At 63.5% G+C, this 25,130-nt stretch carries 24 protein-coding genes and 1 riboswitch; of the genes, 14 read left to right on the top strand and 10 right to left on the bottom strand.

Translation table 11 applies throughout. The annotated features are described in order from the left end of the window. Positions 1-177: 177 nt before the first annotated feature. The 7 genes from dapC (at position 178) to CLU94_RS22180 (ending at position 8,592) form a co-directional block, all read left to right on the top strand. The gene (gene dapC, locus CLU94_RS22210) at positions 178-1,407 is read left to right on the top strand and encodes a succinyldiaminopimelate transaminase (RefSeq protein WP_099667209.1); all 1,230 of its coding nucleotides are present in this window, start codon (positions 178-180) and stop codon (positions 1,405-1,407) included. 12 nt (positions 1,408-1,419) lie between these two features. Next, positions 1,420-2,247, top strand: a complete 828-nt coding sequence (gene dapD, locus CLU94_RS22205; protein ID WP_070282206.1) for a 2,3,4,5-tetrahydropyridine-2,6-dicarboxylate N-succinyltransferase — start codon at positions 1,420-1,422, stop codon at positions 2,245-2,247. A gap of 122 nt (positions 2,248-2,369) precedes the next feature. Next, positions 2,370-3,917 carry an FAD-dependent oxidoreductase gene (locus tag CLU94_RS22200; protein WP_099667208.1) on the top strand — a complete coding sequence of 516 codons (1,548 nt, stop codon included), beginning with the start codon at positions 2,370-2,372 and terminating at the stop codon, positions 3,915-3,917. A gap of 134 nt (positions 3,918-4,051) precedes the next feature. Further along, positions 4,052-4,408 (top strand): ArsC family reductase, encoded by a 357-nt coding sequence (locus CLU94_RS22195; RefSeq protein ID WP_099667207.1) that lies wholly within the window; start codon positions 4,052-4,054, stop codon positions 4,406-4,408. 48 nt (positions 4,409-4,456) lie between these two features. After that, positions 4,457-5,593, top strand: coding sequence for a succinyl-diaminopimelate desuccinylase (gene dapE / locus CLU94_RS22190; RefSeq protein ID WP_099667206.1), 1,137 nt, complete (start codon positions 4,457-4,459; stop codon positions 5,591-5,593). A 56-nt stretch (positions 5,594-5,649) separates the two neighbouring features. Further along, positions 5,650-6,540: a 50S ribosomal protein L3 N(5)-glutamine methyltransferase gene (gene prmB / locus CLU94_RS22185; protein ID WP_099667205.1), complete on the top strand. Its 891-nt coding sequence runs from the start codon at positions 5,650-5,652 to the stop codon at positions 6,538-6,540. Positions 6,541-6,588: 48 nt separating this feature from the next. Then, the gene (locus CLU94_RS22180; RefSeq protein WP_099667204.1) at positions 6,589-8,592 is read left to right on the top strand and encodes an ATP-binding cassette domain-containing protein; all 2,004 of its coding nucleotides are present in this window, start codon (positions 6,589-6,591) and stop codon (positions 8,590-8,592) included. Between the two features lie 36 nt (positions 8,593-8,628). On the opposite strand, the gene CLU94_RS22175 is transcribed toward CLU94_RS22180, so the two are convergent. Next, positions 8,629-9,111 carry a chemotaxis protein CheW gene (locus CLU94_RS22175; protein ID WP_077406904.1) on the bottom strand — a complete coding sequence of 161 codons (483 nt, stop codon included), beginning with the start codon at positions 9,109-9,111 and terminating at the stop codon, positions 8,629-8,631. A gap of 196 nt (positions 9,112-9,307) precedes the next feature. Here CLU94_RS22175 and arfB point away from each other — a divergent pair, with 196 nt between their 5' ends. Further along, positions 9,308-9,706 (top strand): alternative ribosome rescue aminoacyl-tRNA hydrolase ArfB, encoded by a 399-nt coding sequence (arfB, locus tag CLU94_RS22170; RefSeq protein ID WP_034779396.1) that lies wholly within the window; start codon positions 9,308-9,310, stop codon positions 9,704-9,706. Here the strand turns inward: arfB and CLU94_RS22165 are convergent, their stop codons facing one another. Both CLU94_RS22165 and CLU94_RS22160 read right to left on the bottom strand, forming a co-directional pair. Further along, positions 9,707-11,566, bottom strand: coding sequence for a flagellar assembly protein A (locus CLU94_RS22165; RefSeq protein ID WP_099667203.1), 1,860 nt, complete (start codon positions 11,564-11,566; stop codon positions 9,707-9,709). A gap of 159 nt (positions 11,567-11,725) precedes the next feature. Then, positions 11,726-12,115, bottom strand: a complete 390-nt coding sequence (locus tag CLU94_RS22160; protein WP_099378341.1) for a hypothetical protein — start codon at positions 12,113-12,115, stop codon at positions 11,726-11,728. Between the two features lie 264 nt (positions 12,116-12,379). Between CLU94_RS22160 and ompR the strand changes: the two genes are divergently transcribed. Together ompR and CLU94_RS22150 are read left to right on the top strand one after the other, a co-directional pair. Beyond that, complete coding sequence (gene ompR / locus CLU94_RS22155; protein WP_223278807.1) at positions 12,380-13,081, top strand: osmolarity response regulator transcription factor OmpR; 702 nt, start codon at positions 12,380-12,382, stop codon at positions 13,079-13,081. A gap of 13 nt (positions 13,082-13,094) precedes the next feature. After that, entirely contained in the window at positions 13,095-14,453 is a 1,359-nt protein-coding gene (locus CLU94_RS22150) for a sensor histidine kinase (protein ID WP_077406916.1), read from the top strand. A gap of 38 nt (positions 14,454-14,491) precedes the next feature. Here CLU94_RS22150 and CLU94_RS22145 read toward each other — a convergent pair whose 3' ends face one another. After that, a complete protein-coding gene (locus tag CLU94_RS22145; RefSeq protein WP_099667202.1) occupies positions 14,492-14,971 on the bottom strand; it encodes an Imm26 family immunity protein in 480 nt (159 codons plus the stop codon). Between the two features lie 125 nt (positions 14,972-15,096). Beyond that, positions 15,097-15,402 (bottom strand): ferritin family protein, encoded by a 306-nt coding sequence (locus CLU94_RS22140; RefSeq protein WP_034750230.1) that lies wholly within the window; start codon positions 15,400-15,402, stop codon positions 15,097-15,099. A 142-nt stretch (positions 15,403-15,544) separates the two neighbouring features. On the opposite strand from CLU94_RS22140, the gene CLU94_RS22135 reads away from it, so the two are divergent. Next, on the top strand, positions 15,545-16,702 hold the full coding sequence (locus CLU94_RS22135; RefSeq protein ID WP_099667201.1) for an iron-containing alcohol dehydrogenase: 1,158 nt from the start codon (positions 15,545-15,547) through the stop codon (positions 16,700-16,702). Positions 16,703-16,769: 67 nt separating this feature from the next. Further along, positions 16,770-16,867, top strand: a riboswitch (TPP riboswitch). Positions 16,868-16,953: 86 nt separating this feature from the next. After that, complete coding sequence (locus tag CLU94_RS22130; RefSeq protein WP_099667200.1) at positions 16,954-19,101, top strand: TonB-dependent siderophore receptor; 2,148 nt, start codon at positions 16,954-16,956, stop codon at positions 19,099-19,101. Here CLU94_RS22130 and CLU94_RS22125 read toward each other — a convergent pair. The 3 genes from CLU94_RS22125 to CLU94_RS22115 all read right to left on the bottom strand — a co-directional run bounded on the left by CLU94_RS22125 (position 19,098) and on the right by CLU94_RS22115 (position 20,862). After that, positions 19,098-19,646, bottom strand: coding sequence for an AAA family ATPase (locus CLU94_RS22125; RefSeq protein ID WP_099667199.1), 549 nt, complete (start codon positions 19,644-19,646; stop codon positions 19,098-19,100). The two genes, CLU94_RS22130 and CLU94_RS22125, sit on opposite strands and share 4 nt — an antisense overlap. Next, positions 19,646-20,257: a nicotinamide riboside transporter PnuC gene (pnuC, locus tag CLU94_RS22120; RefSeq protein WP_099667198.1), complete on the bottom strand. Its 612-nt coding sequence runs from the start codon at positions 20,255-20,257 to the stop codon at positions 19,646-19,648. The genes CLU94_RS22125 and pnuC overlap by 1 nt, the downstream gene beginning before the upstream one ends. An 86-nt stretch (positions 20,258-20,343) precedes the next feature. Beyond that, positions 20,344-20,862, bottom strand: a complete 519-nt coding sequence (locus CLU94_RS22115) for a DUF2867 domain-containing protein (RefSeq protein ID WP_099667197.1) — start codon at positions 20,860-20,862, stop codon at positions 20,344-20,346. 67 nt (positions 20,863-20,929) lie between these two features. Here CLU94_RS22115 and CLU94_RS22110 point away from each other — a divergent pair, with 67 nt between their 5' ends. Further along, a complete protein-coding gene (locus CLU94_RS22110; RefSeq protein ID WP_099667196.1) occupies positions 20,930-21,565 on the top strand; it encodes a TetR/AcrR family transcriptional regulator in 636 nt (211 codons plus the stop codon). Positions 21,566-21,617: 52 nt separating this feature from the next. Continuing rightward, positions 21,618-22,109, top strand: coding sequence for a hypothetical protein (locus CLU94_RS22105; protein ID WP_099667195.1), 492 nt, complete (start codon positions 21,618-21,620; stop codon positions 22,107-22,109). A gap of 27 nt (positions 22,110-22,136) precedes the next feature. On the opposite strand, the gene CLU94_RS22100 is transcribed toward CLU94_RS22105, so the two are convergent. Continuing rightward, the gene (locus CLU94_RS22100; RefSeq protein ID WP_099667194.1) at positions 22,137-22,670 is read right to left on the bottom strand and encodes a DUF4303 domain-containing protein; all 534 of its coding nucleotides are present in this window, start codon (positions 22,668-22,670) and stop codon (positions 22,137-22,139) included. A gap of 153 nt (positions 22,671-22,823) precedes the next feature. Next, a complete protein-coding gene (locus CLU94_RS22095) occupies positions 22,824-24,980 on the bottom strand; it encodes a S46 family peptidase (protein WP_369812185.1) in 2,157 nt (718 codons plus the stop codon). Between the last annotated feature and the right edge of the window lie 150 nt (positions 24,981-25,130).

The following is a 25,130-nucleotide window of genomic DNA, read 5'->3' as shown; positions in this document are numbered from 1 at the left end:
ATGCCGTGGCAAGCCGGGCAGCCCTCACGCCGATGCCGCTTGCACAGCGGCCCCGCGAGGACGGCTATAATGAAAGACGCGGCTCATTATTTGACCGGCATCAAGTCTGCCGCGCCAAGCAATCGCCTAGCAATCGCTGAGCAACATCGTCTTTCCACTCTTGCCCTGGTCCGTTCCGTGAATCCACTTCTTGCTAAACTGCAACCATATCCCTTTGAAAAGCTGCGCCAGCTGTTTGCCGGCGTGACGGTCAATCCCGAGTATGCGCCCATCAGCCTGGGCATGGGCGAACCCAAGCACCCGACGCCGGCTTTCATCGAGCAGGCATTGGTCGACAATATCCATGGCCTGGCCAGCTATCCGACCACCATCGGTTCGGAAGCCTTGCGCACAGCCATCGCCGGCTGGCTCGAGCGCCGCTATGGCATCCCCAAGCTCAATCCTGCCACGCAAATCCTGCCCGTGAACGGTTCGCGCGAAGCGTTGTTTGCGCTGGCGCAAACGGTGATCGATCCGGCCGCCGGTTCGCTCGTGATCAGCCCGAATCCGTTTTACCAGATCTATGAGGGCGCCGCCTACCTGGCCGGCGCCGAACCGTATTTCGTCAATTCCGACCCGGCGCGCAATTTCGGCTGCGACTACGACAGCGTACCGACCAGCGTGTGGGAAAAAGTCAAACTGCTGTTTTTGTGCTCGCCAGGCAACCCGACGGGCGCCGTCTTGAGCCTGACGGACTGGGAACATCTGTTCGCCCTGTCCGAGCGCTACGATTTCGTCATCGCCGCCGACGAGTGCTATTCCGAGATCTACCACGGCGACACGCCGCCGCTGGGCGCGCTGCAGGCGGCGCACATGCTGGGCCTGTCCACCATCGAGCGCCCGTATGCCCGCCTGGTGGTGTTTTCCAGCCTGTCGAAGCGTTCGAACGTGCCGGGCATGCGCTCGGGCTTTGTTGCCGGCGATGCCGAAGTATTGAAAAAATTCCTGCTCTACCGAACCTACCACGGCGGCGCCATGAGCCCTGCCGTGCAGGCGGCCTCCGTCGCGGCCTGGAACGACGAAACCCATGTCGAGGAAAATCGCGCCAAGTACCGCGCCAAGTTCGACGCCATCACGCCGCTGCTGCAATCGGTGATGGACGTGCAATTGCCGGACGCCGGCTTCTACCTGTGGGCCGACGTCAGCCGCACGGGCCTGTCCGACACCGAATTCGCGCAACGCCTGTACGCCGAATATAATGTGACGGTATTGCCTGGCAGCTACCTGGCGCGCGACGCGCACGGCATCAATCCGGGCCGCAACCGCATCCGCATGGCCCTCGTGGCCGAAACGGCCGAAGGGCTGGAAGCAGCCTTACGCATAGTAAAATTCTGCCAGCAGCTTTCCGCATCCGCATTAACTCACTAATAAGACATCATCATGAGCCAACAACTGCAAAACATCATCGACCAGGCCTGGGAAAACCGCGCCGAGATCAATCCGGGCAACGGCACGGCCGAACTGCGCGACGCCGTCTCCCACGTCATCAATGGCCTGGACAACGGCAGCATCCGCGTGGCGGAAAAAACCTCGGGCGACTGGGTCGTCAACCAGTGGGTCAAGAAAGCCGTGCTGCTGTCGTTCCGCCTGGAAGACAACGTCGTGCTGCCATCGGACGGCACGATGCAGTTCTACGACAAGGTCCCGACCAAGTTCGCCAACTACACCAAGGAAGACTTCGCCAAGGGCGGTTTCCGCGTGGTGCCGCCAGCCGTCGCCCGCCGCGGCAGCTTCATCGCCAAGAACGTCGTGCTGATGCCGTCCTACGTCAACATCGGCGCCTACGTCGATGAAGGCGCCATGGTCGACACCTGGGCCACCGTCGGTTCCTGCGCGCAAATCGGCAAGAACGTCCACCTGTCCGGCGGCGTCGGCATCGGCGGCGTGCTGGAACCAATGCAAGCGAACCCGACCATCATCGAAGACAACTGCTTCATCGGCGCCCGTTCGGAAATCGTCGAAGGCGTGATCGTCGAAGAAAACTCCGTCATCTCGATGGGCGTGTACATCGGCCAGTCGACCAAGATCTACGACCGCGCCACGGGCGAAGTGACCTACGGCCGCGTGCCAGCCGGCTCCGTCGTGGTCTCGGGCAACCTGCCTTCGGAAGACGGCAAGTACTCGCTGTACTGCGCCGTGATCGTCAAGCGCGTGGATGCGAAGACCCGCGCCAAGACCGGCATCAACGAACTGCTGCGCGGTATTTAATTACTGCGCCGTAAGGCGCACGTAACACCCTGAATGTCCCGCCCCGGCGGGACATTTTCATTTCCGACTAGCAACTTCAATCGTCGCGCAGCCATCACCCATCCTGTCCTATACTGGATGGCATGAATACTCCTCCCGTATTGATCGTCGGCGCCGGCCCTACCGGCCTCATGCTTGCCTTGCGCCTGGCGCGCCATGGCGTCGATTGCCGCATCATCGATAAAAACAGCGGACCGGGCCAGGCGTCGCGGGCCATGGCCGTGCATGCGCGCACCCTGGAGTTTTACCAGCAGCTGGGCTTTGCCGACGAGCTCGTCAGCCTGGGCATCAAGATCAATGCCATGCACATCCACGAAGGCGGCGAGGAGCTGGTGAAACTGGCGCTGGGCGAGATCGGCGAAGGCCTGAGTCCCTACCCCTTCGTGCTGAGCCTGCCCCAGGACGAGCATGAGCGCTTTCTTATCAGCAAGCTGGCCGCGGCCGGCGTGCATGTGGAATGGAACGTCGCACTGGACCTGTGGACGCAGGACGATAGCGAAGTGCAAGCCATCCTGCTCAACAATGGCGAGCGACAATATTGCACGTTTAACTACATTTGCGGCTGCGACGGCGCGCGCAGCAAGGTGCGCGAAATCGCCGGCTTCGCGTTCTCCGGCGGCACCTACGACCACCTGTACTACGTGGCCGATGCGCAAGTGGCCGGCAAGAATACGGATTTGCACGCCCACCTGGGCGCGAACTCTTTTGCGCTGATGTTGCCCGTGCGCACCAGCGGCATGCAGCGCCTGATCGGCATCCTGCCCGACCGCCCCGATGGCGCGCCCGCGCCCGTCTTCGACGACGTGCGGGAACAGGTGGAAAGCTTGCTGAATATCCAGGTCGAGCACGTGAACTGGTTTTCCACGTATAAAGTGCATCACCGGGTGGCGGCGCAGTTTCGCGAGCGGCGCTGCTTCATCCTCGGCGACGCGGCCCACCTGCACAGCCCCGTGGGCGGCCAGGGCATGAACACGGGCCTGGGCGACGCCGTCAACCTGGCCTGGAAACTGGCGCAAAAGCTGCGGGGACAAAGCAACGACGCCCTGCTCGACACCTATGAAAGCGAGCGCATCGTGTTTGCCCGCAAGCTCGTCGCCACCACCGACCGCGCCTTCCAGGCCATCGTCGCGCAAGGCATCGCCGGGCAATTCCTGCGCCGCTGGCTGGTGCCGCACGCGCTGCCCTTCCTGTCCGGCTTCGGGCGGGCGCGCCGCTTGCTGTTCCGGACCGTGTCGCAAATCCAGATCAGCTATGAAGGCAGCGCCCTGTCCGCGGGCCACGCGGAATACTTGCGCGGCGGCGACCGCCTGCCGTGGTTCTCGGACGGCACGCAAGACAATTTCACGGCCCTGCGCAGCATGGATTGGCAATTGCACATCTATGGCGAAGCGGCGCCCGAACTGCTGGACGAAGCGCGCGTGCTGAAACTGCCCGTGCATTGCTACACCTTCAATGTCGCCGCCAAGCTGGCCGGCCTGGGCCGCGACGCAGCCTATCTGGTGCGCCCCGACGGCCACATCGCGCTGGCCCTGCACCTGCAGGAAAGCGGCGCCCTGCGCGCCCTGGCCCTGCGGCTGGGCCTGCATTTCGGTCCGGCCGAATCGGGCAAGGCGGCGCCACGGCCTGTGTAAGGGAAATCACTGGGGCGTGTTGCACTGCCGCATCGACCGCGCATCGACTGTATAATGTCGGCTAACATCGCATATCGCGCCAGCGCAAGCGCCGCGATCAAGCGAACCGCATTCATATCCCCTTAGCCCTACCCATGACGACCATTACACTCTACGGTATCCCCAACTGCGATACCGTCAAAAAGGCCCGCACTTGGCTGGCCGCGCAGCAACTCGATTTCACCTTCCACGACTTCAAGAAGCAGGGCCTGGAACGCGCCACCGTCGAGGCGTGGCTGGCGCAATTGCCATGGGACGTGCTGGTCAACAAGAAAGGCACGACGTGGCGCGCCCTGTCCGACGAGCGCAAAGCATCGATCACCGACGCGGCCAGCGCCCTGGAGCTGATGCTGGAAAACCCGTCCATCATCAAGCGCCCCGTGCTGGACAAGGATGGCCAGTTCAGCGTGGCGTTTTCGGATGCGCAGTACCAGACCCTTTTCTCGCTGTAACCATACTTAGTTGACCACCGGAACGATGTTGCCGGCACGACCTTACCCATGACCACCTCCAAAACCCTCGCCCTGACCGAAAAACTGATCGCCCTGTCCTCGGTCACGCCCGACGACAAGGGCTGCCAGCAGCACCTGATCGACATCCTCACGCCGCTGGGCTTTGTCTGCGAAACGATACAGTCGAACGACGTCACCAATCTGTGGGCGCGGCGCGGCACGACGTCGCCCGTGTTCGTCTTTGCCGGCCATACGGACGTGGTGCCGACCGGCCCCGTCGAGCAATGGCGCTCGTTGCCCTTCATTCCCACGCACCGCGACGGCAAGCTGTACGGCCGTGGCGCGGCCGACATGAAGACCTCGATCGCCGCCATGGTAATTGCCTGCGAGGAATTTATCGCCGCCACGCCCGGGCACACGGGTTCGATCGCCTTTCTGATCACCAGCGACGAGGAAGGCCCGGCCACGGACGGCACCGTCATCGTGTGCGAGCAACTGAAGGCGCGCGGCGAGCAGATCGACTATTGCCTGGTGGGCGAGCCGACGTCGAGCGCGCAGCTGGGCGACATGATCAAGAACGGCCGCCGCGGTTCGCTGTCGGGCCGTTTGACGATCAAGGGCGTGCAGGGTCACATTGCCTATCCGCACCTGGCAATGAATCCCATCCACGAAGCGGCGCAGGCGCTGGCCGACCTGGTCGAGGAAAAATGGGATGCGGGCAACGAGTATTACTTGCCCACCTCGTGGCAAATGTCGAATATCAATGCGGGTACGGGCGCGAACAACGTGATTCCGGGCGACATGGTGATCGACTTCAATTTCCGTTTTTCCACGGCCAGCACGGCCGAGGGATTGCAGGAACGGGTGCACGCCATCCTCGACCGGCATGACTTGCAATACGATTTGCAGTGGACCCTGAGCGGCCTGCCCTTCCTCACGCCGCGCGGCACCTTGAGCGATGCGCTGTCGGCCGCCATCCTGGAAGAAACGGGCCTCACGACGGAGCTGTCGACCACGGGCGGCACCTCGGATGGCCGGTTTATCGCGCAAATCTGCCCCCAAGTGATAGAATTCGGGCCGCCCAATGCCAGTATTCACAAGATCGACGAGCACATCGAACTGCGCCACATCGATCCTCTGAAGAATATTTACCGGCGCACCCTGGAGCATTTGCTGCCCGTCTGAACCAGAATACCGAGGCCCGTCACGGCGGGCCAGAACACCGTCTTTTCGAGAATGCCATGACCCCGAACCCGTTTTCCACGCCACGCGACCTGCTGCGCTACGCCGTCACCCGTTTTAATACCGCCAAGCTGTTTTTCGGCCACGGCAGCGCCGAAGCGTTCGACGAAGCGGCCTATCTGATCCTGCACACGTTGAAGTTGCCGCTCGACAAGCTCGAACCGTTCCTCGATGCCAAGCTGCTGCCGTCGGAAGTGGCCAGCGTGATGAGCGTCATCGACCGCCGCAGCATCGACCGCGTGCCGGCCGCCTACATCACCAAGGAAGGCTGGCTGGGCACGTATAACTTCTACGTCGACGAGCGCGTGATCGTGCCCCGCTCCTTCATCGCCGAGCTGATCCCTGAATACTTCTCGCCGTGGGTGGCGGAACCGGAAGCCGTGGAAAACATCCTGGAACTGTGCACCGGTTCGGGCTGCCTGGCTATCATGATGGCCGACGCCTTCCCGAACGCCCAGGTCGACGCCGTGGACATTTCCGCCGATGCGCTGGCCGTGGCCAAGCGCAACGTCGACACGTACAAGCTGCAAGACCGCGTCACCCTGATCGAATCGGACCTGTACACGAACGTGCCGGCCAAGAAATATGATTTGATCATCAGCAACCCGCCGTACGTGAATTCCGCGTCGATGGGCGCCCTGCCCCAGGAATACCTGGCCGAACCGCAAATCGCCCTCGACGGCGGCAGCGACGGCATGGACCTGGTGCGCAAGATCATCGCCGGCGCGGCCGAGCGCCTGACGGATGACGGCATCCTGATGATTGAAATCGGCAACGAACGCGCATACGCGGAAGCGGCCTTCGGCGAGCTGGGCCTGACCTGGCTGACGACGAGCGCCGGCGACGACATGGTCTTCCTGCTGACGGCCGAGCAGCTCAAGCTGGTATAAGCGCTGGCGTCAGCGCGCAGCGCCTTAATTTACAACACAAAGAAAAAAATGATACGTTTCCTACAAGTAAGCCTGATGCGCGGCATCAAACCGTTGCTCGAACAAGTCGATGTCACCCTCAATCCGGGCGACAAGATCGGCCTGATCGGAGCCAATGGCGCGGGCAAATCGAGCCTGTTCGCCATGATGCGTGGCGAATTGCACCCTGACCAGGGCGAGATCGATTTCCCGGCCAAATGGCGCGTGGCTTACGTGGCGCAGGAAACGCCGCCGCTGGACCGTGCCGCGCTCGACTATGCGATCGACGGCGACGTCACCCTGCGCAAACTGGAAGCGGAACTGGCGCGCCTGGAGTCGGAGCCTGCCACGTCGGAAAACGGTATCGCCATCGGCGAAATCTACAGCGCCATGGCCGATGCCGACGCCTACACCGTGCAATCGCGCGGCGAGCAATTGCTGCTGGGCCTGGGCTTCACCCTGGACCAGATGCAGCAACCGGTGGCCAGTTTCTCCGGCGGCTGGCGCATGCGTCTGAACCTGGCGCAAGCGCTGATGTGCCCGTCCGACCTGCTGCTGCTCGATGAACCGACCAACCACTTGGATCTGGACGCCATCATCTGGCTGGAAGACTGGCTCAAGCGTTACGCCGGCACCTTGCTGATCATTTCCCATGACCGCGACTTCCTCGATGAAGTCGTCAACGTGGTCGTGCATATCGACGAGCGCAAGCTGAAACGCTACTCGGGCAACTATTCGAGCTTCGAGCGCCAACGCGCGGCGCAGATGATCCTGGCCGCCGGCGCGCTGGAAAAGCAGCAGCGCAAGCGCGCCCATCTGGAATCGTTCGTGAACCGCTTCAAGGCGCAAGCGTCGAAAGCGCGCCAGGCGCAAAGCCGCATGAAGGCGCTGGCGAAGATGGAAGAACTGGCGCCACTGCGCGCCGCCGCCGAATTCTCGTTCGAATTCCGCGAGCCGCTGTCGGCTCCGAACCCGCTGCTGGTGATGGAAGACGTCGATGCGGGCTACAAGATCGAGAACGAAGCGACGGGCGAAATCACGCATAAAACCATCGTCAACGGCATCAAGTTTTCGCTGCAGATCGGCCAGCGCATCGGCTTGCTGGGCCAGAACGGCGCCGGCAAATCGACCCTGATCAAGACCATCGCCGGCGAACTGATGCCGCTGACGGGCGACGCCACCATGGGCAAGGGCCTCAACATCGGCTACTTCGCCCAGCACCAGGTGGAAATGCTGCGCCACGACGAATCGCCGCTGTGGCATCTGGCGAAGATCGCCCCGACCGTGCGCGAGCAGGAACTGCGCAACTTCCTCGGCGGCTTCAACTTCCCCGGCAACATGGTCACCGCCTCGATCGCCCCGTTCTCGGGCGGCGAAAAAGCCCGATTGGCGCTGGCCCTGATCGTCTGGCAGCGTCCGAACCTGCTGCTGCTCGATGAACCGACCAACCATCTGGATCTGGAAACGCGCGAAGCGCTGACGGAAGCGCTGGCCCAGTTCGAAGGCACGCTGGTCGTCGTTTCCCATGATCGCCACCTGCTGCGCGCCACCACCGACGAATTCATCATCGTTGCCGACGGCAAGCTGCAACCGTTCGACGGCGACCTGGACGACTACAAGGATTGGCTGTTCAAGACCAAGCTGGGCAAGGGCACGGACGTGCTGCCGGCCGCCGGCAAGGCCAACAAGACGGACTTCCCCGTGACGTCTTCCGTACCTTCGCCGGTAGCCGCCGCCCCGGCCCCTGCCGCGCCCGTGCGCGACAAGCGCAAGGAAGCGGAAGAGCGCCAGAAAACGGCCGCCCTGCGCAAGCCGATCGAAAACAAGATCAAGCGCCAGGAAGAGCAGATCGCCAAGCGCAATGCGCAAAAGGCGGAAACCGACGCCAAGCTGGGCGAGCCGACCATCTACGACGCGGCCAACAAGGCCAAGCTGAAGCAATTGCTGGCCGACCAGACCTTCTTCACCAAGGACCTGGCGCAGCTGGAAGCGGAATGGCTGGACTTGCAGGATCAGTTAGAGAAACTGGGCTAACGCAAAACACAAAGACGACTCCCGGGTCGTCTTTTTTTATGCCGCCTGCATGGGGCTGGGGCTGCGGATCGCCATCAGGCGGTCGATGTCGACGAGGATCAATCGGCGACCCGCCACCGTGCCCAGGCCCAGCAGGTAATCGGCTTCCGTCTCGCCCAGGCCGGGCACGGCGGCGATGTCGGCGGGGGCCAGGCTGACGATATCGGTGACGCCATCGACCACCATGCCCATCACGCCATTGCTCAGCTGCAGGATGATCACGTCGGTAGCCGGGTCGGGCGCGCCGTGGGCGCTGCCGAACGCGGCGCGCATGTCGACGATGGGAATGATCACGCCGCGCGAGACGGCCACGCTGTGCAGCACTTCCCCTTCCGAGGAAAAGCGGTCGAGCTCCTTCAGGGGGCGCAATTCCCGCACGCAACGGTAATCGAGGCCGTATTCCAGGCCGCCCAGCCGGAAACTCAAGTACTGCGTCAGGTATTGCGCGGTTGCGGCGCCAGGCGTGGTCGTGGGCTGCATGGTGTTCCTTTCATCCGGTAAGCGCTGCCAGGATGCGCAGTGGCGCAACGTTGGCCCCATGCTAACCAGCATCGCCGCAGGCGGCGTTGAGAAAACTCAACTTTCCCGGAAGGCCAGCCTGACCTCGGCGCCCCGCCTTGCGCCGGCGCAGCCATCTTCCCTTACAATACCGACATTCCCCCCCAACAGGCAGGCCATGCAACACCTCGTCAACCCCGCTGAAGTTGAATTTTCCGCCATCCGCGCCCAGGGCCCGGGCGGGCAGAACGTCAACAAGGTGTCCAGCGCCATCCATCTGCGCTTCCCCATCGCCGCCTCGTCGCTGCCGGAAGCGTACAAGGAACGGCTGCTGGCCCTGCGCGACAGCCGCATCAGCAAGGATGGCGTGCTGGTGCTCAAGGCGCAGCAGTCGCGCAGCCAGGAACAGAACAAGGAAGAGGCATTGCGGCGCTTGCAGGAAATCATCGACAGCGTGACTTTCCTGCCCGCCGTGCGCCGCGCCACCAAGCCCACGCGCAGCTCGCAGCGGCGCCGCCTCGACAGCAAGAGCACGCACAGCGTCCTCAAGCAATCCCGCGGCAAAGTTATCGACTGATCAGGGCGGTGGCTGGTAAGTCCAGTCCAGGCTGCCCGTGCTGTCCGCGAACACGGGCTGCGTGGCCGGCGTGGCGCTGCGCAGCAAGGCCTTGATTTCTTTCGGCGGCCGGTCGTAGACCTTGGCCGGTCCGGGCGGCACGACGAGGGCACGCACCGTCGTCTCGCCATCGACGAGGCCCAGGGTGCAGCGCGACTGGCCCGCCGTCGCCTGCCGCTCCTGGCGCAATTGTTCCACCAGCGCCAGCATCTGCGCGTGCAGGATTTCCGACTGTTTCACTTCCACGCGCAGCCGCGCCACCTCCTTCAGCACGGGAGCGATGCGCGCGGCCAGCTTGTCGTACTGCACCTGCTGCGCTGGCTGCAGCTGCAATTCGCCGCGCCGCAGCTGGCCCGCCAGGGTCAGGTAGTTGCGCACCTCGGGCAATTGCGCGATGGCATCGATTTCCTGCTGGCGCTTGTGCTGCACCTGCAGGAATTGCGCCGCCTTCGCCAGGCTTTCCCCGATCTTTTGCTCCAGCGCGCTCAAGTCGGGCACGAGGGGGAACAGCAGCATTTCCACCTGCCTGCGGGGACCGGCGCTGCCGATGCGGATGGTGCGCGCCGCCACGGCGCAGCCTTCGGCCAGTTCGATGACGACCTCGTCGGCGATGATCTCGCAATTGCTGGCGCTGTCGATCACCACGCGCGTGCCGGCGATGACGCAGCTTTCGGCCCGCTTCACGTGCACTTCGCCGCTCAGCGCCTGCAGCACGGAACCGGAAGCGACACCCTCGACGCGCACGTCGCCGTGCTCATTGAAGGCTGTGCCGCCCACCAGGTTGCGCTTGAGCCATATCAACCCGCCATGCGAGTGCAGATGGCCATACACGTCGCCATGGATGGTGATGTCGCTGCCGTCGAGCTGCCGCTGCTCCTGCACTTCGCCATACTCCTCGTAGGCGGCGCGCAGCTTCAGATTGCCCGTGGTGCGGCTGCTGACGCCTTCGCGGCTGACGATCTTGTTTTCGATCGACATCTTGCCGTGCTCATCGACATTCACATAGCCATCCATGGTGGCGACGACGAAAGCGCCATCGCTGAAATACTCGACCGACGTGCCTGGCCCCGCCACCGTGGCCAGGTCCAGTTCCAGCGGCGCGGGCGGCGGCAGTGCCTTGCCGGCCAGGTCATAGCCAGGCAAGCCGGGCGTGCCGGGCAGCAGGCGCAGCAGGCGCGCGTGCTTTTTCACTTGCGGGAAGCGGTTCTTGAAGCTGAGCAAATCCAGGCGGCCATCGGAGCGTTCGCGCGGCGCGTCGTCGCGGTGGATGCCTTGCGACACTTCGACCAGCTGGGCGTCGCGCCCCGGCTGCGGCGGCAGCACCCGCGCCACCGTGATGCGCTCGGCCTTGCCGCTGGCGAGCATGGCGCGCACGGCCACGCTATCGATGCCGTAGTGCACGCCCTTGCACCACAGGTCAGCCACCAGCTCGTCAAACTCGCGGCGCGCCGGCGCCTGGCCATCCGCGTCGGCAGGCAAGGTTTCAAAATAAAACTCGGCGCTGTCGCCCCGGATCTTGACCTGTTTATACAGCGCGCGGCGCTGGGGCGGGAATGCCGCCACGCGCACGGCGATGCGCAGCAAGGCGTCGCCCTTGGGCGCGGCGCGGGGTGCGGGCGCATGGAACAGGGTCAGCAGGAACAAACCGTAATCGAGGCCCGCCAGCAACTGCCCCGACTGGAACAGCTGGTCGACGGCGGCGCGCAGCTGCGCCGGCGCCAGCGACAGGTCCAGGAACACGCCCTCGTCGCGCTGGACCAGGCCGTGCGGCAAGCCGCCTGCGGGGACCGCATCCGGAACGGGTGTGTCGTCGTCGCTCACGCCTTGCCTCCCCCAGCAGCCATTTCAAAGAATTGCCTCCGTGCACTAGAACAATATCACGGGGCGGGGCCGTGTGCCTGACTCAGCGACAATGCGGGCGGCCAGATGCAAACAGGGCCATGTCTTGCGAGATGGCCCTGTCGGAGGGGGGATGGCTGCCTAGCGGCGCGGCGGGTTGGAATAGATATCCTGGCCCACTTCGTTGATCTGGCGGCGCAGGTCGCGCCGTTCGTCGGGCGTCATGCGGCCCGTGCGGCGCGAAGCGTCGGCGCCTTCGTTGGCGCGGCGCTGCTCTTCGGCGCGCGTGTCGAAACTGCGTGCGTCACGCTGTTCGCGCAGTCGCGTATCATTGCTGCTGGTGCGCTGTACCTGTTCATACCGCTGGGCCTGCATTTGCTGCTGGTCGTCACGGCGTGGCGGCGGCTGGTTTTGCGCTGACGCCAGGCTGGCGGCAAACACGGAGCAAACGGCAAATGCGGACAGCACAGTTGTACGTGCGGCAATAGCTGCGCTGGGAGCGGCGTGAATTTTTTTAGTAAAGATATTCATTGAGTTCCTCTTCCGCGATGCCGTATAAACTTAAAGCTGATTTCCACTGTGGCCCCAGTGTATGATGCTTTACACGGTGCAGTAAGAGTAATTGGGTAAAGTTTGTAACACTTTGTAATGGGTCGCCACAGCCCCTTGCCGACGCCGCGCGAGGCGTTACTATAGCAACTAATATAAGATAACACGACACCCTAAATGACCACAACCTCCACTTCCGGCAGCAACACACCAACGCAATCGATCCACGGCCACCAGGCAAAAATCATGGTGGTCGATGACGATGTGCGCCTGCGCGACCTGCTGCGCCGCTACCTGACCGAACAGGGTTTCAATGTCTTTACGGCAGAGAGCGCGACGGCCATGAACAAGCTGTGGCTGCGCGAACGCTACGACCTGCTGGTGCTCGACCTGATGCTGCCGGGCGAAGACGGCCTGTCGATCTGCCGCCGCCTGCGCGGCGCGGGCGACCAGACGCCGATCATCATGCTGACGGCCAAGGGCGAAGACGTGGACCGCATCGTGGGCCTGGAAATGGGTGCCGACGATTACCTGCCGAAACCGTTCAATCCGCGCGAACTGGTGGCCCGCATCGGCGCCGTGCTGCGGCGCAAGGGTCCCGATGAAATCCCGGGCGCGCCGTCGGAAACGCCGCAAACCTTCGAATTCGGCGACTTCGTGCTGGACCTGGGCACGCGTACCCTGAAAAAGAATGGCGAAACGGTGCCCCTGACCACGGGCGAGTTTTCCGTGCTGAAAGTGTTTGCCCGCCATGCGCGCCAGCCCCTGTCGCGCGAAAAACTGATGGAACTGGCGCGCGGCCGCGAATACGAAGTGTTCGACCGCAGCCTGGACGTGCAAATCTCGCGCCTGCGCAAGCTGATCGAGCCAGATCCGTCGAGCCCGCTGTTCATCCAGACCGTGTGGGGCCTCGGCTACGTCTTCATCCCGGACGGACAGCCGCGCTGATCGCTGGCGAGGCATGATGAAGCTTTTTCCCGATATCAGCCTGGCGCGGCTGAAAAGCGGCTTGTTCTGGCGCACCTTTTTGCTGCTCGGCACCTTGACCACGGTCAGCATGATCGCGTGGTTCAGCATGATTTCCTTCATCCAGCGCGAGCCGCAGGCGCAGCAGATTTCCGCCCAGATCATTTCCGTCGTCACCATCACGCATGCGGCCTTGACGCACTCGGCGCCCGAGTTGCGGCGCGAGCTGCTGTTCGACCTCGTCAGCAATGAAGGCATCCGCATCTTCTCGCTGGAAGAAGACGACCGCATCGAGCCGCCGCCCGACAATTACCTGATGCCCGACATCGAGGCGCTGGTGAAGGCCAAGCTGGGCAAGGACACGCGCTTTTCCGCGCGCGTCAACGGCGTGGCCGGCTTCTGGGTCAGCTTCAAGATCGACGACGACGAGTACTGGCTGATGCTGGACCGCGAGCGCCTGCGCGGCCTGACGGGCTTCCAGTGGCTGGGCTGGGCCAGCCTCGTATCCCTGCTGTCCCTGCTGGGCGCGGCCATCATTTCCAGCCTGATCAATCTGCCGCTGTCGCGCTTGACGGCGGCCGCGCGCGACATCGCCAAGGGCAAGCAGCCGGCGCCGCTGCCGGAAAAGGGGCCGATCGAAATCATCGAGGCGAACCGCAGCTTCAACCAGATGGTCGACGACCTGAAACAGGTGGAATCGGACCGCGCCGTGATCCTGGCCGGCATTTCGCACGACTTGCGCACGCCGCTGGCGCGCATGCAGCTGGAAGTGGAAATGGCGAACCTGTCGGACGAGGCGCGCGAAGGCATCCAGTCCGATATCGGGCAAATGGACGCCATCATCGGCCAGTTCCTCGACTATGCCAGGCCGACTGAGGCGTCGAGCTTTACCGACGTCGACCTCAGCGGTTTGCTCAACGACATGACGCGCGAAGCGATGCGCCTGCCGGACGTGAAGATCAACGCCAGCATCGCCGACGGCGCGCATGCGATGGGCAACCCCACCGACCTGCGCCGCGTACTGAACAACCTGATCGAGAATGCACGCCGCTATGGCAAGACGCCGGACAGCGACGTGACGGAAATCGACATCGCCTGCCAGGTGCGCACCAGCCACGGCGCGAAAAAGGTGATCATCGAGGTGCAGGACCACGGCACGGGCGTGCCGGCGGAAAAGATCGAGCAGCTGATGAAGCCGTTTACCCGCCTCGATACGGCGCGTGGTCAGGCAAATGGCGCCGGGCTGGGCCTGGCCATCGTCGACCGCGTGCTGCTGCGCCACGGCGCTGAATTGCAAGTGCGCAACCGCGAAGGCGGCGGCCTCGCGTTTCAGATCAGCTTGCCAGCGGCATAAACGGACGGGAACGGTACAGTTGTGCCGTTCCCTGCCGCTCAGGCGGACGCCTGTTCCTGCGCCAGCAGTTTATTCATCAACAATTCCGTCGCCCCATAGCCGTACAGGGAATCGCTTTCCATGCCCGGCGTATCGAAGGGAATCGATTCCTCGCGGTTCAGCTTGGCAGGGTCGGCATCCGCATAGCTGGCGCGCCAGGCGCGCTGCAAGGATTCATTGCGGCGGATAAAGGCCGGCATGGGCCAGGCGTCGCGCTCCCAGTGGCGGCTGTCGCCCAGCAGGGGCCAGCGCTCGTTGAGCAGGGCCATGTCGCCCGTGCGCAGGCGGCGCACGGCCTGTTCCGGGCGCAAGCCTTCCAGTTCTTCCAGCGTGGGCAAGCTGTCGCGCTTCGGCCCGAACATATACGCCAGCATGATGCGCCCGGCAGGCGCCCTGCGCGCCACCACGCCGACGGCATAGCCGCCGCCCGGCAAGGGCACGGCAAACCAGCTGCCTTCTCGGTATGGTAATGATCTCATTTCTTGAAGCCCCCTGAAATACACCGGACAGCCGCTGCTATCCGATGTTAAATTTAATTAGGGGCACAGTCTACGCGAAGCGATGCGAAAGTGGCGCATGGTACGCCACAGCAACAAACCAATAGTTACAATATTTTCTCGTCATAGTGATACTGGGCAACAATCGGCCCCGCCTTGAACAGCGCTTCCTTCATGGCCGTGTCCAGGCGCGCGTCGCGGCGGCGCATCCATTCGAGCAGCATGGCCGCTTCCTTGCGGCTGGTGTCGCCCGCATGCGCGAGCACGCGGCGCAGTTCCGGGTCCGTGCACGCCTCGAAACGCTGGCTGTTCAAGTCCAGCGCCTGCAGCGCGGCGATGGTGGCGCCGATGGCGCGGTGCATGTCGAGCGCGGTGGCCGGCAAGCCGGATTCTTCCAGTGGGACGGTGGTCATGCGCATTCCTTTTCGCGTGGTGGTGACATCGGCTGCATTCTCCACCGCGCGGACGAAAAGCTCAAGCGTCCACGGCACGTTTCCACCCATTCGGCCATAATCATGGCTCAGCAACAGCCTAAACCTCAGCGGCAGGAGCCCCATGTTCAATTTCGACTTTTACAATCCGACGCAAATCCTTTTCGGCCAGGGCCAGATCGCCGCCATCACGGCGCTGATCCCGCCCCAGGCCAGAGTGCTCATGACGTATGGCGGCGGCAGCATCAAGCAGAACGGCGTCTACGATGAAGTCAAGGCGGCGCTGGCCGGCCATACGGTGCTGGAATTTGCCGGCATCGAACCCAATCCCAGCTATGAAACCCTGATGCAGGCCGTGGCCATGGTGAAAAGCGAGCGCATCGATTTCCTGCTGGCCGTCGGCGGCGGTTCCGTGGTCGATGGCACCAAGTTCATCGCCGCGGCCGCCCTGCACGAAGGCGTGGCGTGGGACATCCTGGCCAAAGGCGGCAAGATCGTCGAAGCCGCCCTGCCCTTCGGCACCGTGTTGACCTTGCCGGCCACGGGTTCCGAAATGAATGGCTCGGCCGTGATCACGCGCAAGGCCACGCAGGAAAAGCGCTCGTTCATGAGCCGCAAGGTCTATCCTAAATTCTCCGTGCTGGACCCGTCGAAGACATTCACCTTGCCGCTGCGCCAGGTGGGCAATGGCGTCGTCGATGCGTTTGCGCATGTGATGGAACAGTATTTGACCTACCCTGTGAACGCGTCCGTGCAAGACCGCTTCGCCGAAGGCATTTTATTGACGCTGATCGAAGAAGGCCCGAAAGCCCTGTCGCACCCGGACGACTACGACGTGCGTGCCAACGTGATGTGGAGCGCCACCCTGGCCTTGAACGGCCTGATCGGCGTGGGCGTGCCGCAGGACTGGTCCACGCACGCCATCGGCCACGAATTGACGGCCTTGTACGAGCTCGACCATGCGCAAACCCTGGCCATCATCCTGCCCAGCATGTTGCGCGTGCGCAAACAAGCCAAGCGCGCCAAGCTGCTGCAATACGCGGCCCGCGTGTGGGGCCTGGACGGCGGCGACGAGGATGGCCGCATCGAAGCCGCCATCGCGCGCACGGAATTCTTCTTCCGCCACATGGGCGTCAAGACGCGCCTGGCCGACTACGGCCTCAACCACGCCAGCGTGGACGCCGTCGTGTCCGCCCTGGAAGCGCACGGCATGACGGCCCTGGGCGAACAGCGCGAAGTGACGCCCGCCGTCAGCCGCAAGGTGCTGGAACTCAGTTTGTAGATTCGCACCACACTGTTGTAAAACGGTCAGCCGGGTGGGACAGCTGGCCGTGGTTCATGCTAAGCTGTCATTTCGCTAGGGGTCCTGGAGCAGTCATCCGGGTGAGAGATACCCTTCGTACCTGATCTGGATAATGCCAGCGAAGGAAAGCGCAAAGTACCTCCCTCCTTTGATAGCTCCTGCGTTGGCGCCAGCCGAACAAGCAGCCTGCCGTGCTCTTTCCCAGAGACGGCTTGAACCACGAGCAATCTATGTCCACACCGAATTTATCCGTTTCTGTTTTGACCCTGGCCATCCTGCACGCGTTTGCCGCGCCCGCCCTGGCTTCCGACGCAGCCGACCCGCAGGCGCAAAGCATGGCCGAAGTCGTCGTCACGGCCAGCAAGGCGCCGGCCGCCAAGCGCGCCTCCGTGGGCGGCTTTTCCGACGCGCCGCTGCTGCAGACGCCGGCATCCGTCACCGTCATTTCGCAAAAAGACATGCAGGACTTGCAGATCCGCAATCTCAGCGATGCAGTCAAGCTCGACACCAGCATCAACGACGCCTACAACGCCGTCGGCTATGCGGAACAGTTTTCCATCCGCGGCTTCAAGCTCGATAACAATTCCAGCTACCGCAAGGATGGCGTGGCCATTCCTGGCGACACGCAAATCCCGCTGGAAAACAAGGAACGCATCGAAGTGCTGAAGGGCCTGGCCGGCTTGCAGGCAGGCGTGGCCGCGCCGGGCGGCGTGATCGACTTCATCGTCAAGCGCCCCACCGCCGCCCCGCTGCGCACGGTCACCGTGGAAACGCGCGAGCGCGGCACCGTGTACGGCGCCATCGACCTGGGCGGCCGCCTGGAAGACACGCGCTTCGGTTACCGCGTCAACGTGGCCGCCGAGCGCCTGCGCTCCTACATCAAGGGCGCGGACGGCAACCGCAAGTTCATTTCCGGCGCCTTCGACTGGCAGATTTCGCCGCAAGCCCTGCTGCAAATCGATGCCGACTACCAGGACAAGGCGCAGGCGACGGCGCCCGGCTTCCAGCTGCTGAACAATAAAACCTTGCCGACCGGCATCAGCGCCGACGCCATGCTCAACCTGCAGCCGTGGACGCGTCCCGTGGAAACCGTCACCAGCAATCTCGGCCTGCGCTTCCAGTACGCGTTCAATGACGACTGGCATGCCACCCTGTCGGCCAACCAGCACTCGTTCAAGCGCGACGACTACACGGCCTTCCCGTATGGCTGCAGCGCGCAAGACCTGTACCCCGGCTTCTGCGGCAATGGCGACTTCGACGTGTATGACTACCGCAGCCTGGGCGAGACGAAAAAACCGCTGAGCGCGCAAGCCATGATCCAGGGCAAGTTCGCCACCGGTTCCCTGCGCCATGAATTCACGGCCGGCGTCTCGACCTTCCGCCGCAAGGACCGCGCCGGCCTGTACGTGTACGACTGGGCCGGCGTGAGCAACATCTACCGCCCGCAGATCGTCGACATGTCGACGGGCGTGCAAGGCCCCGTGCGCCTGGTGCGCAAGGACACGGAAAACTCCGTCTTCGTGCAGGACATCGTCAGCCTGGCGCCGGACTGGAAGCTGCATGGCGGCTTGCGCCATATCAATGTCGACGGCTACCAGTATGTACTCAAGGCCGATACGGAAATCCGCGCCAAGCACGATTTCCTGCTGCCCAACGTCTCGCTCGTCTACACCCCGCTCGACAATCTGTCCGTGTACGCGGCCTATTCGCAAGGCATGGAACATGGCGGCACGGCCGACCGCAAGGCGCTCAATGCCAACGTGGAATTGTCGCCCAGCCGCTCGAAGCAGGTCGAACTGGGTGTGAAGATGGAGGTGACGCCGGACTTCATGCTGGCGGCCAGCCTGTTCCAGATCCGCAAGGGCCTGGAATTCAACCAGTACGTCGACAGCACCGCCTATAACTTCGTGCGCGAGGGCCAGGCCCAGCACCGGGGGCTGGAATTGTCGGCCCAGGGAAAGGCATCGTCCAGCCTGAGCCTGGGCGCATCCGTGACGGCCCTGAACAGCCAGCAGTCAGGCACGGGCAATGCCGACCTCGACGGCAAGCGCGTGCCCAACGTGCCGGCCTTCAAGGCGGCCGTGCATGCGGATTACGCCGTGCAACAGGTGGCGGGCTTGAGCGTGAATGGCAGCTGGGAATATGCGGGCAAGAAAGCGTTTGAGTACAGCAACACGACCTTCGTGCCGTCGTACAACGTGTTCAACCTGGGCGCCGCGTACGCCACGCGCATCGCCGGCACGCGCGCCGTGCTGCGCGCCGCCGTCAACAACGTAGCTGACAAGTTCTACTGGCGCGACGTGACGCCGGAGTCGGATGGCTATCTGTATCCGGGCGCCAGCCGCACCTTCAAGGTCTCGGCGCAGTTTGACTTTTAATTGAGGGAAATGGCAGGCGCCGCAGCGAGCGCCTGCTGCAGCAAAGGCGCCGCCTGTTCCAGGCGCGCCTCCAGGCTGTCGCGCAGCACGTGGTAGACGATGCCGCGCGCGTCGAGCTCATCGAGCAGGTAGCGGTAGATCAATTGGCGCACGGCTTCCGACTCGCGCTGCAAGCCGTCGGCCACCCAGGGGCTGTCGGGCGCCGTGACCAGGGTCAGGCCATAGTGGTAGTCATCGGCCAGGGCGGCCAGCGGCGCATCGACGCCATGGAAGTAATGGCGGCTGTAGACGGCCGTCATCAGCGGCGTCGTGTCGCAAAATAAAAATTGCTGCGCCTGCGCGGCGGCCGCGTTTTCCCGCTCCAGCTGCATGCGGGCAATACCATACTGATCCGCCGCGACGGGCACCCTGCCTTGCGTTTCCACAAACTCGCGTAAATACTCGGGCACCCACACCGTGCCATGGCGCTCGGCCAGGGCCGCCGCCAGGGTCGACTTGCCCGACGATTCCGCGCCCAGGATGGCCACGCGCACGCAACGCTCCATCACTTGAGGACCATCGCGCTCGGCGCGGCCGGGGCCGACTTTCTCCACGCCAGCAAGCCGATGACGGCCATCACGACGAAGAACGCGTACAGCACGGCCGTCAGGGTCAGGCCCTTGTGCACATACAGCCACACGTACAGCACGTCGACGATGATCCAGGCGATCCAGTTTTCCAATTTCTTGCGCGACAGCAGGAATTGTCCCACCAGGCTGCCTGCGGTGAGGAAACCGTCCGCATGGGGCACGTCCGTGTCCGTCGTCGTCAGCAGCCAGGCGATGAGCAGGAAGCCCACCAGCCAGCCGACGGCACATGCCAGCCAGCCGCGGCCGTCGAGGCGCGTCACGGGCAGGGTCTTGCCGCCGCTGGCCGGGTGCAGCCACTGGTACCAGCCCCAGAACGAGACGCTGATGAACAGCAGTTGCAAGGCCATGTCGCCATACAGGCGCGATTCGAAAAACACGAAACCGTAGGCGGCCGAGGAAATGATGGCGAACAGCCACGCCCAGTGATTCTGGCGGATGTTCAGCGCAACGGTTGTCAGTGCCAGGACAAAGGAAATCAGTTCAAGCGGCGTGGTGGCAAAACCCAGCAGGAGAAGCGTATCGTTCATGGGAATCGTGATGAGGCTGGTGGTGCAGTATGCAATACCAGCCATGAATAAGCAAGATTGCCCGCACCGCCAGCCGCCTTCCCCGCTCAGGCAAAGCCGCCCTTGACGGCGCGCGCCAGCGAACGCTGCACGATCAGCTTGTGGAAAGGCCGGATCAGCAGGATGTAGGCGCGCCCCACCCGATTATGGCAATGCACGACGCTGGACATGGTCACGCTGCCATGCCGCCCCGCATCGCGGTTGCGCAGCACCGACAAACGGAAATCCAGGTGGCTGTCATCCTCGCCCACGACGATTTCATCGTCGCTGACGGCAAAGATGCGGAAGATGCCGATGCGCTTGCCAGGCCTGGCTTCCATCTGCCTGGCCGTCCGGATGCCGAAGCGCGCCACGATGGCGTCGCGCACCACCATCAGCTTGCGCGCCCAGCCCGGCTGGCTGCCCAGCAGCACGCGCGCCAGGCTTTCCATGTCCATCTGGCGCGCCTGCGCAGTCGGCAGCTCGACGGCATACGCGTCGGCCAGGTGGCTGCCCGGGTACAAGGGGGCGATGCTGGCGCCCGGCGGCAAGGCCACGGCGCGTACCGCATTGTTCATCTCTTGCATGTGCTCTCCATGTGTTCAGTGATAACATGGCCATCATACACGACAATGTGAACAGCGATAACATAGAATGACAAGCACAAGTACTTACCATCACGGCAACCTGCGCGACACCCTGGTCGCCGCCACCATCGCGCAACTGGCGCAGCAGCACGACGCCGCCCTTTCCCTGCGCGAACTGGCGCGCACGGTGGGCGTGTCGATCGCCGCCGTGTACCGCCACTTCCCCAGCAAGGAAGCCTTGCTGGCCGACGTGGCGGCGGCCGGCTTCGCCAGCCTGATCGCCAAATGGGAAGCCGAACTGCCGCCGCAGGGCAGCCTGCCTTCCGAACAGCGTTTTCAGCTGCTGGGCCAGCAATACATCGAATTCGCCCTGGCCGCGCCGGCCCACTACCGGCTGATGTTCGAACACCAGGACGTGCGCCAGTTCCCCGCCTTGCAGGACGCGGCGCAGGCGTGTTTCCAGTACGTGCTGCAGACGGCCGGCGCGGCCGTGCGCGAAGCGGGCCTCGATGCGCGCTGGGACAAGGCCGCCGCCAGCGCCGGCTGGTCGCTGGGCCACGGCTACGTGATGCTGCTGCTGAGTGGCCGCCTGGCCATGGCGGACGGCGGCGACGACCTGTCGCCGGCCATGGTGCCGCGCTTTTTTCAGTTGCCCGTGGAGGCGCTGCGGCAGCTGCCTTGCCAGGCGGGACAACCGCAATAAAGCCAAATTGACTCGCTTATCGGCAAGTGCCACCTTCAGGAACTGATGATTCATGCATGACATATCGATAGACACGCTCTCCGTGATTGCCAGGCAATGCCTTGCGCTCACGTGCCTGCAACGCTTTTGCCGGCAGCATGCCCTGCACCACCCGGCGCTGTCCGCGTTCGCCGGCCACGCATGGAAGGTGGCGCAGCTCGCGCCGGGGGATTTTGCCGCCTGGGAGCGCGGCTTTGCTTGCCTGGCCGTCACGGGCATGGGCGATCCCTGGCCGGACGACCTGCGCATGGCGCTGCCCGGGCACCTGCTCGGTGCGCTGGAGCAACTTGTCGGGCATGTGCTGGAAACGAGCGCCTGTACCTGGCATGGCGATGACCTTGCGGCAAGCCGGCGCCAGCTGGAGGACGTGCTTGATATCTGTGCCAGGCATGGCGTGGCGGCGCCGCCGCTTGCGCACTATGTGCAGCACGATGCGGCGCTGCGTGGCGGCTGGGGGCCGATGCTGACGGACGCGGAAGTCAGGCGCTGGCAAGCCCTGCTGTAGCGCGCGGCCTGCAATGGCGGCGGAGGCTCACGCCGGGAGGCCCTGGCGCACCTGGTCGAGCAGCCGCTCCTCTTCCTCCGTATCGGCGTCGATTTGCGTGACGACGGTCCAGAATCGCGGGCAGGTCCTGATCTGCTCGAACGCATGGCTCGTTTCAAGCCGCACCATGGTTTTCCTCAGGCTGTGCAGATAGCCCTCCTCGATGGCATCGAGCAGCTCGTCATCGGCAGCGTCGATCAGCTCGAGCAGCGCGCCTTCGATCCTTGCATAGCCCTCCTCCCACAGCTGGCCGATTTCCGGCACGTCGACTTCGATGCACTCGTTCGACCAGTCCGGAGGATAGTAATCGCGCTCCCGGTTGGCGGGATCGGTGTCAAGGCTCAGCGAAAGGGAGGGGAACGATACGGCGTTGAAGGCAAAGGCGGAAAATGCCTGGTCCTTGAATGGGGACGCGCCCAGCAAGGCCAGCGACGCGCTGGCCAGCTTGAAGCAGGTTTCTTCGACGTCGTAGGCAGTTTCAAATGTCTGCCAATCAAGTGGTAAAGCGGGAGTCGGGGGCATGGCGGGCCTGTCGAAAAAATAAGAGTGGAAAGTGATCGGAATTATACGTGGCGCAGCCGATGCGGCAGGCGCCGGCCGCGCGTACGGTGCGGCCGCAAAAAAGCCGCATCGGCCCTGCGGCGGATGCGGCTTTGCGCTAGCGCAAGCTAAAGCTTATTTCTTGGCGGCTTTCACTGCCTTCGGATACTTGATCGTCATTTCCTGCAGCAAGTTATCCGCGTGGTCCACTTCCTTCATCACCCACAGCATGTAGCGGATGTCGAGGTGGATGGCGCGCGTGATGGCCGTGTCGAAGTACCAGTCCTTGGTGATCGATTCATACGTCGAATCGAAGTTCAGGCCGATCAATTCGCCGCGCTTGTTCATCACGGCCGAGCCGGAATTGCCGCCCGTGGTGTCGGCGCTGGTGAGGAAGTTGACGGGCACCGTGCCCAGTGCCGGGTCGCGGAACTGACCGTAGCGTTTTTGCTTGACGGCGTCAATCAAGCCTTGCGGCGCTTCGAACGGAGCCTTGCCCGTGACTTTCTCAACGATGCCTTCCACGGTCGTGAACGGCCCCTTGGTGATGCCATCGCGCGGCGAGTACGGCGATACCGTACCATACGTGACGCGCAGGGTCGAGTTGGCGTCAGGATAGACCGGCTTGCCTTGCGATTTCTTCCAGGCAATCACGGCTTGCATGTATTGCGGAATCACGCGTTCCAGGTTGCCGTCGATTTCCTTGCGGCGCTCTTCCAGCGCCGCTTCGACGGGCTGCAGCTTGATGGCCAGCGCCATGAAGGCGTCATCGGACTGGGCAACAGCGGCCTGGTCCTTTTCCAGCCAGGCCAGGCGCTTGGCCGTGTCAGCCAGTTGCGTCTGCTGATACAGGGCCGCCACGGCGCCTGGCGCCGGCAACAGCGCGTCCAGGCCTTGCGGATGGCTCTTCGCCGCCAGTTGCGCGTAACGCTTCAGACCGGCTTCAAAACGCGCCTGGTCGACCTTGTTGACATACGACTGTTCCAGACGGGCCAGGCGGGCCTTGATGAAGGCCAGGTCGCGCTGCTGGAAGCCCGATTCGCGCTCGGCATCCGCTTTCTGGCGCTCCAGCGACAGGCGGTAGATGGTGCGCGCGCTTTTCAGCAAGTCGCTGTTGGTGGCCACGCTCCAGGCGAACTCTTCTTCGCTCAAGGCCATGTCGCTGGCGATCGCCGCGTCCAGTTCGGCCAGCAGGGTCGGCGACACGTTCGGCTGTTTGGCGTACCAGGCGCGGAACTCGGCATCCTGCACGTCCTTGATGGCGGCGATGTCCTTGCGGGCGAAACCGTCGAGCAAGCCCTGGGTTTTCTTCAGCACGTTGTTGATGCTTTTCACCACGCTCGCATAGCGCACGGCAGCGGCCGCGTCACCCTTCGTCGAGTCGGCCATCACGGCCAGGTCCGCTTGCAGTTCGGATACTTTCAGGGGGAAGGCCGTATCGCGCGCGAAGCGGATTTCCGCCGGCAGCTTGTAGCGGCTGGTGCGGCCGGGGTAGCCCGCCAGCAAGATGCCGTCACCGGCTTTCAAGCCTTCGGCCGACACCACCAGGAAATCCTTCGATTGGTACGGCACGTTGTCGGGCGACGGGTCGGCCGGACGGCCATCCTTGCCCACGTAGGCGCGCAGGAACGAGTAATCGCCCGTGTGGCGCGGCCACTCGTAGTTGTCGGTATCGCCGCCGAAGTTGCCGATCTTGTCCGATGGCGCGTACACGAGGCGCACGTCGCGTATCATCATCTGGCGGATGCGGTAGTACTCGAGGCCGCGGTGGAAGGCGGGCACGGAGCAGCGGTACATCTTGTCCGTTTCGCATTCGGCGATCAGGTCCTTGACGCGCTTTTCCACGGCTTCGTGGCGCGCGCGGCCGCTCATGTCGGCCGTCAAGCCTTTCAGCACGCGGTCGCTGACGTTTTCCACCTTGTCCGTCACATACACGAGGCTGTTCGGACCGCCCGGCAGCTCTGCGGCGCGCGTCTTGGCCAGGAAGCCGTCGGTGATGTAATTGTGTTCCGGCGTGGAATTGCGCTGCACGGCGCCATACGCGCAGTGGTGGTTCGTCACCACCAGGCCGGCGTCGGAGACGAAGGCGGCCGAGCAGCCGCCCAGCGACACGATGGCGCTCATCGGGTGCTTGCTCAGGTCGGCCAGTTTTTCTGCAGGAATGTCGATGCCGACCCGTTTCAGTTCGGCTTTCAGCTGCGGCAATTGGTGTGGTTGCCACTGCCCTTCGTCAGCGTGTGCGCCGGCGAACGCGCCCAGCAAGGCGACTGGTAATACGATTGTCTTGAACAAGATTTGCTCCTCCATAAAAAGCAGGCGAAAGTATAGCCTGTCCAGGCGGCCTGAGTCGGCAAAAATTATGGCTCTGTCATCGGCAAGTAGGGGAAATGCCGGAATCTTCCGTTGGCTGCGCTGTCTGACTCTGCATATTCACCACGCGGG

Source organism: Janthinobacterium sp. 13, assembly GCF_002749695.1.
Lineage (GTDB): Bacteria > Pseudomonadota > Gammaproteobacteria > Burkholderiales > Burkholderiaceae_D > Janthinobacterium > Janthinobacterium kumbetense.
This window is presented reverse-complemented; position numbering and strand designations above follow the sequence as displayed.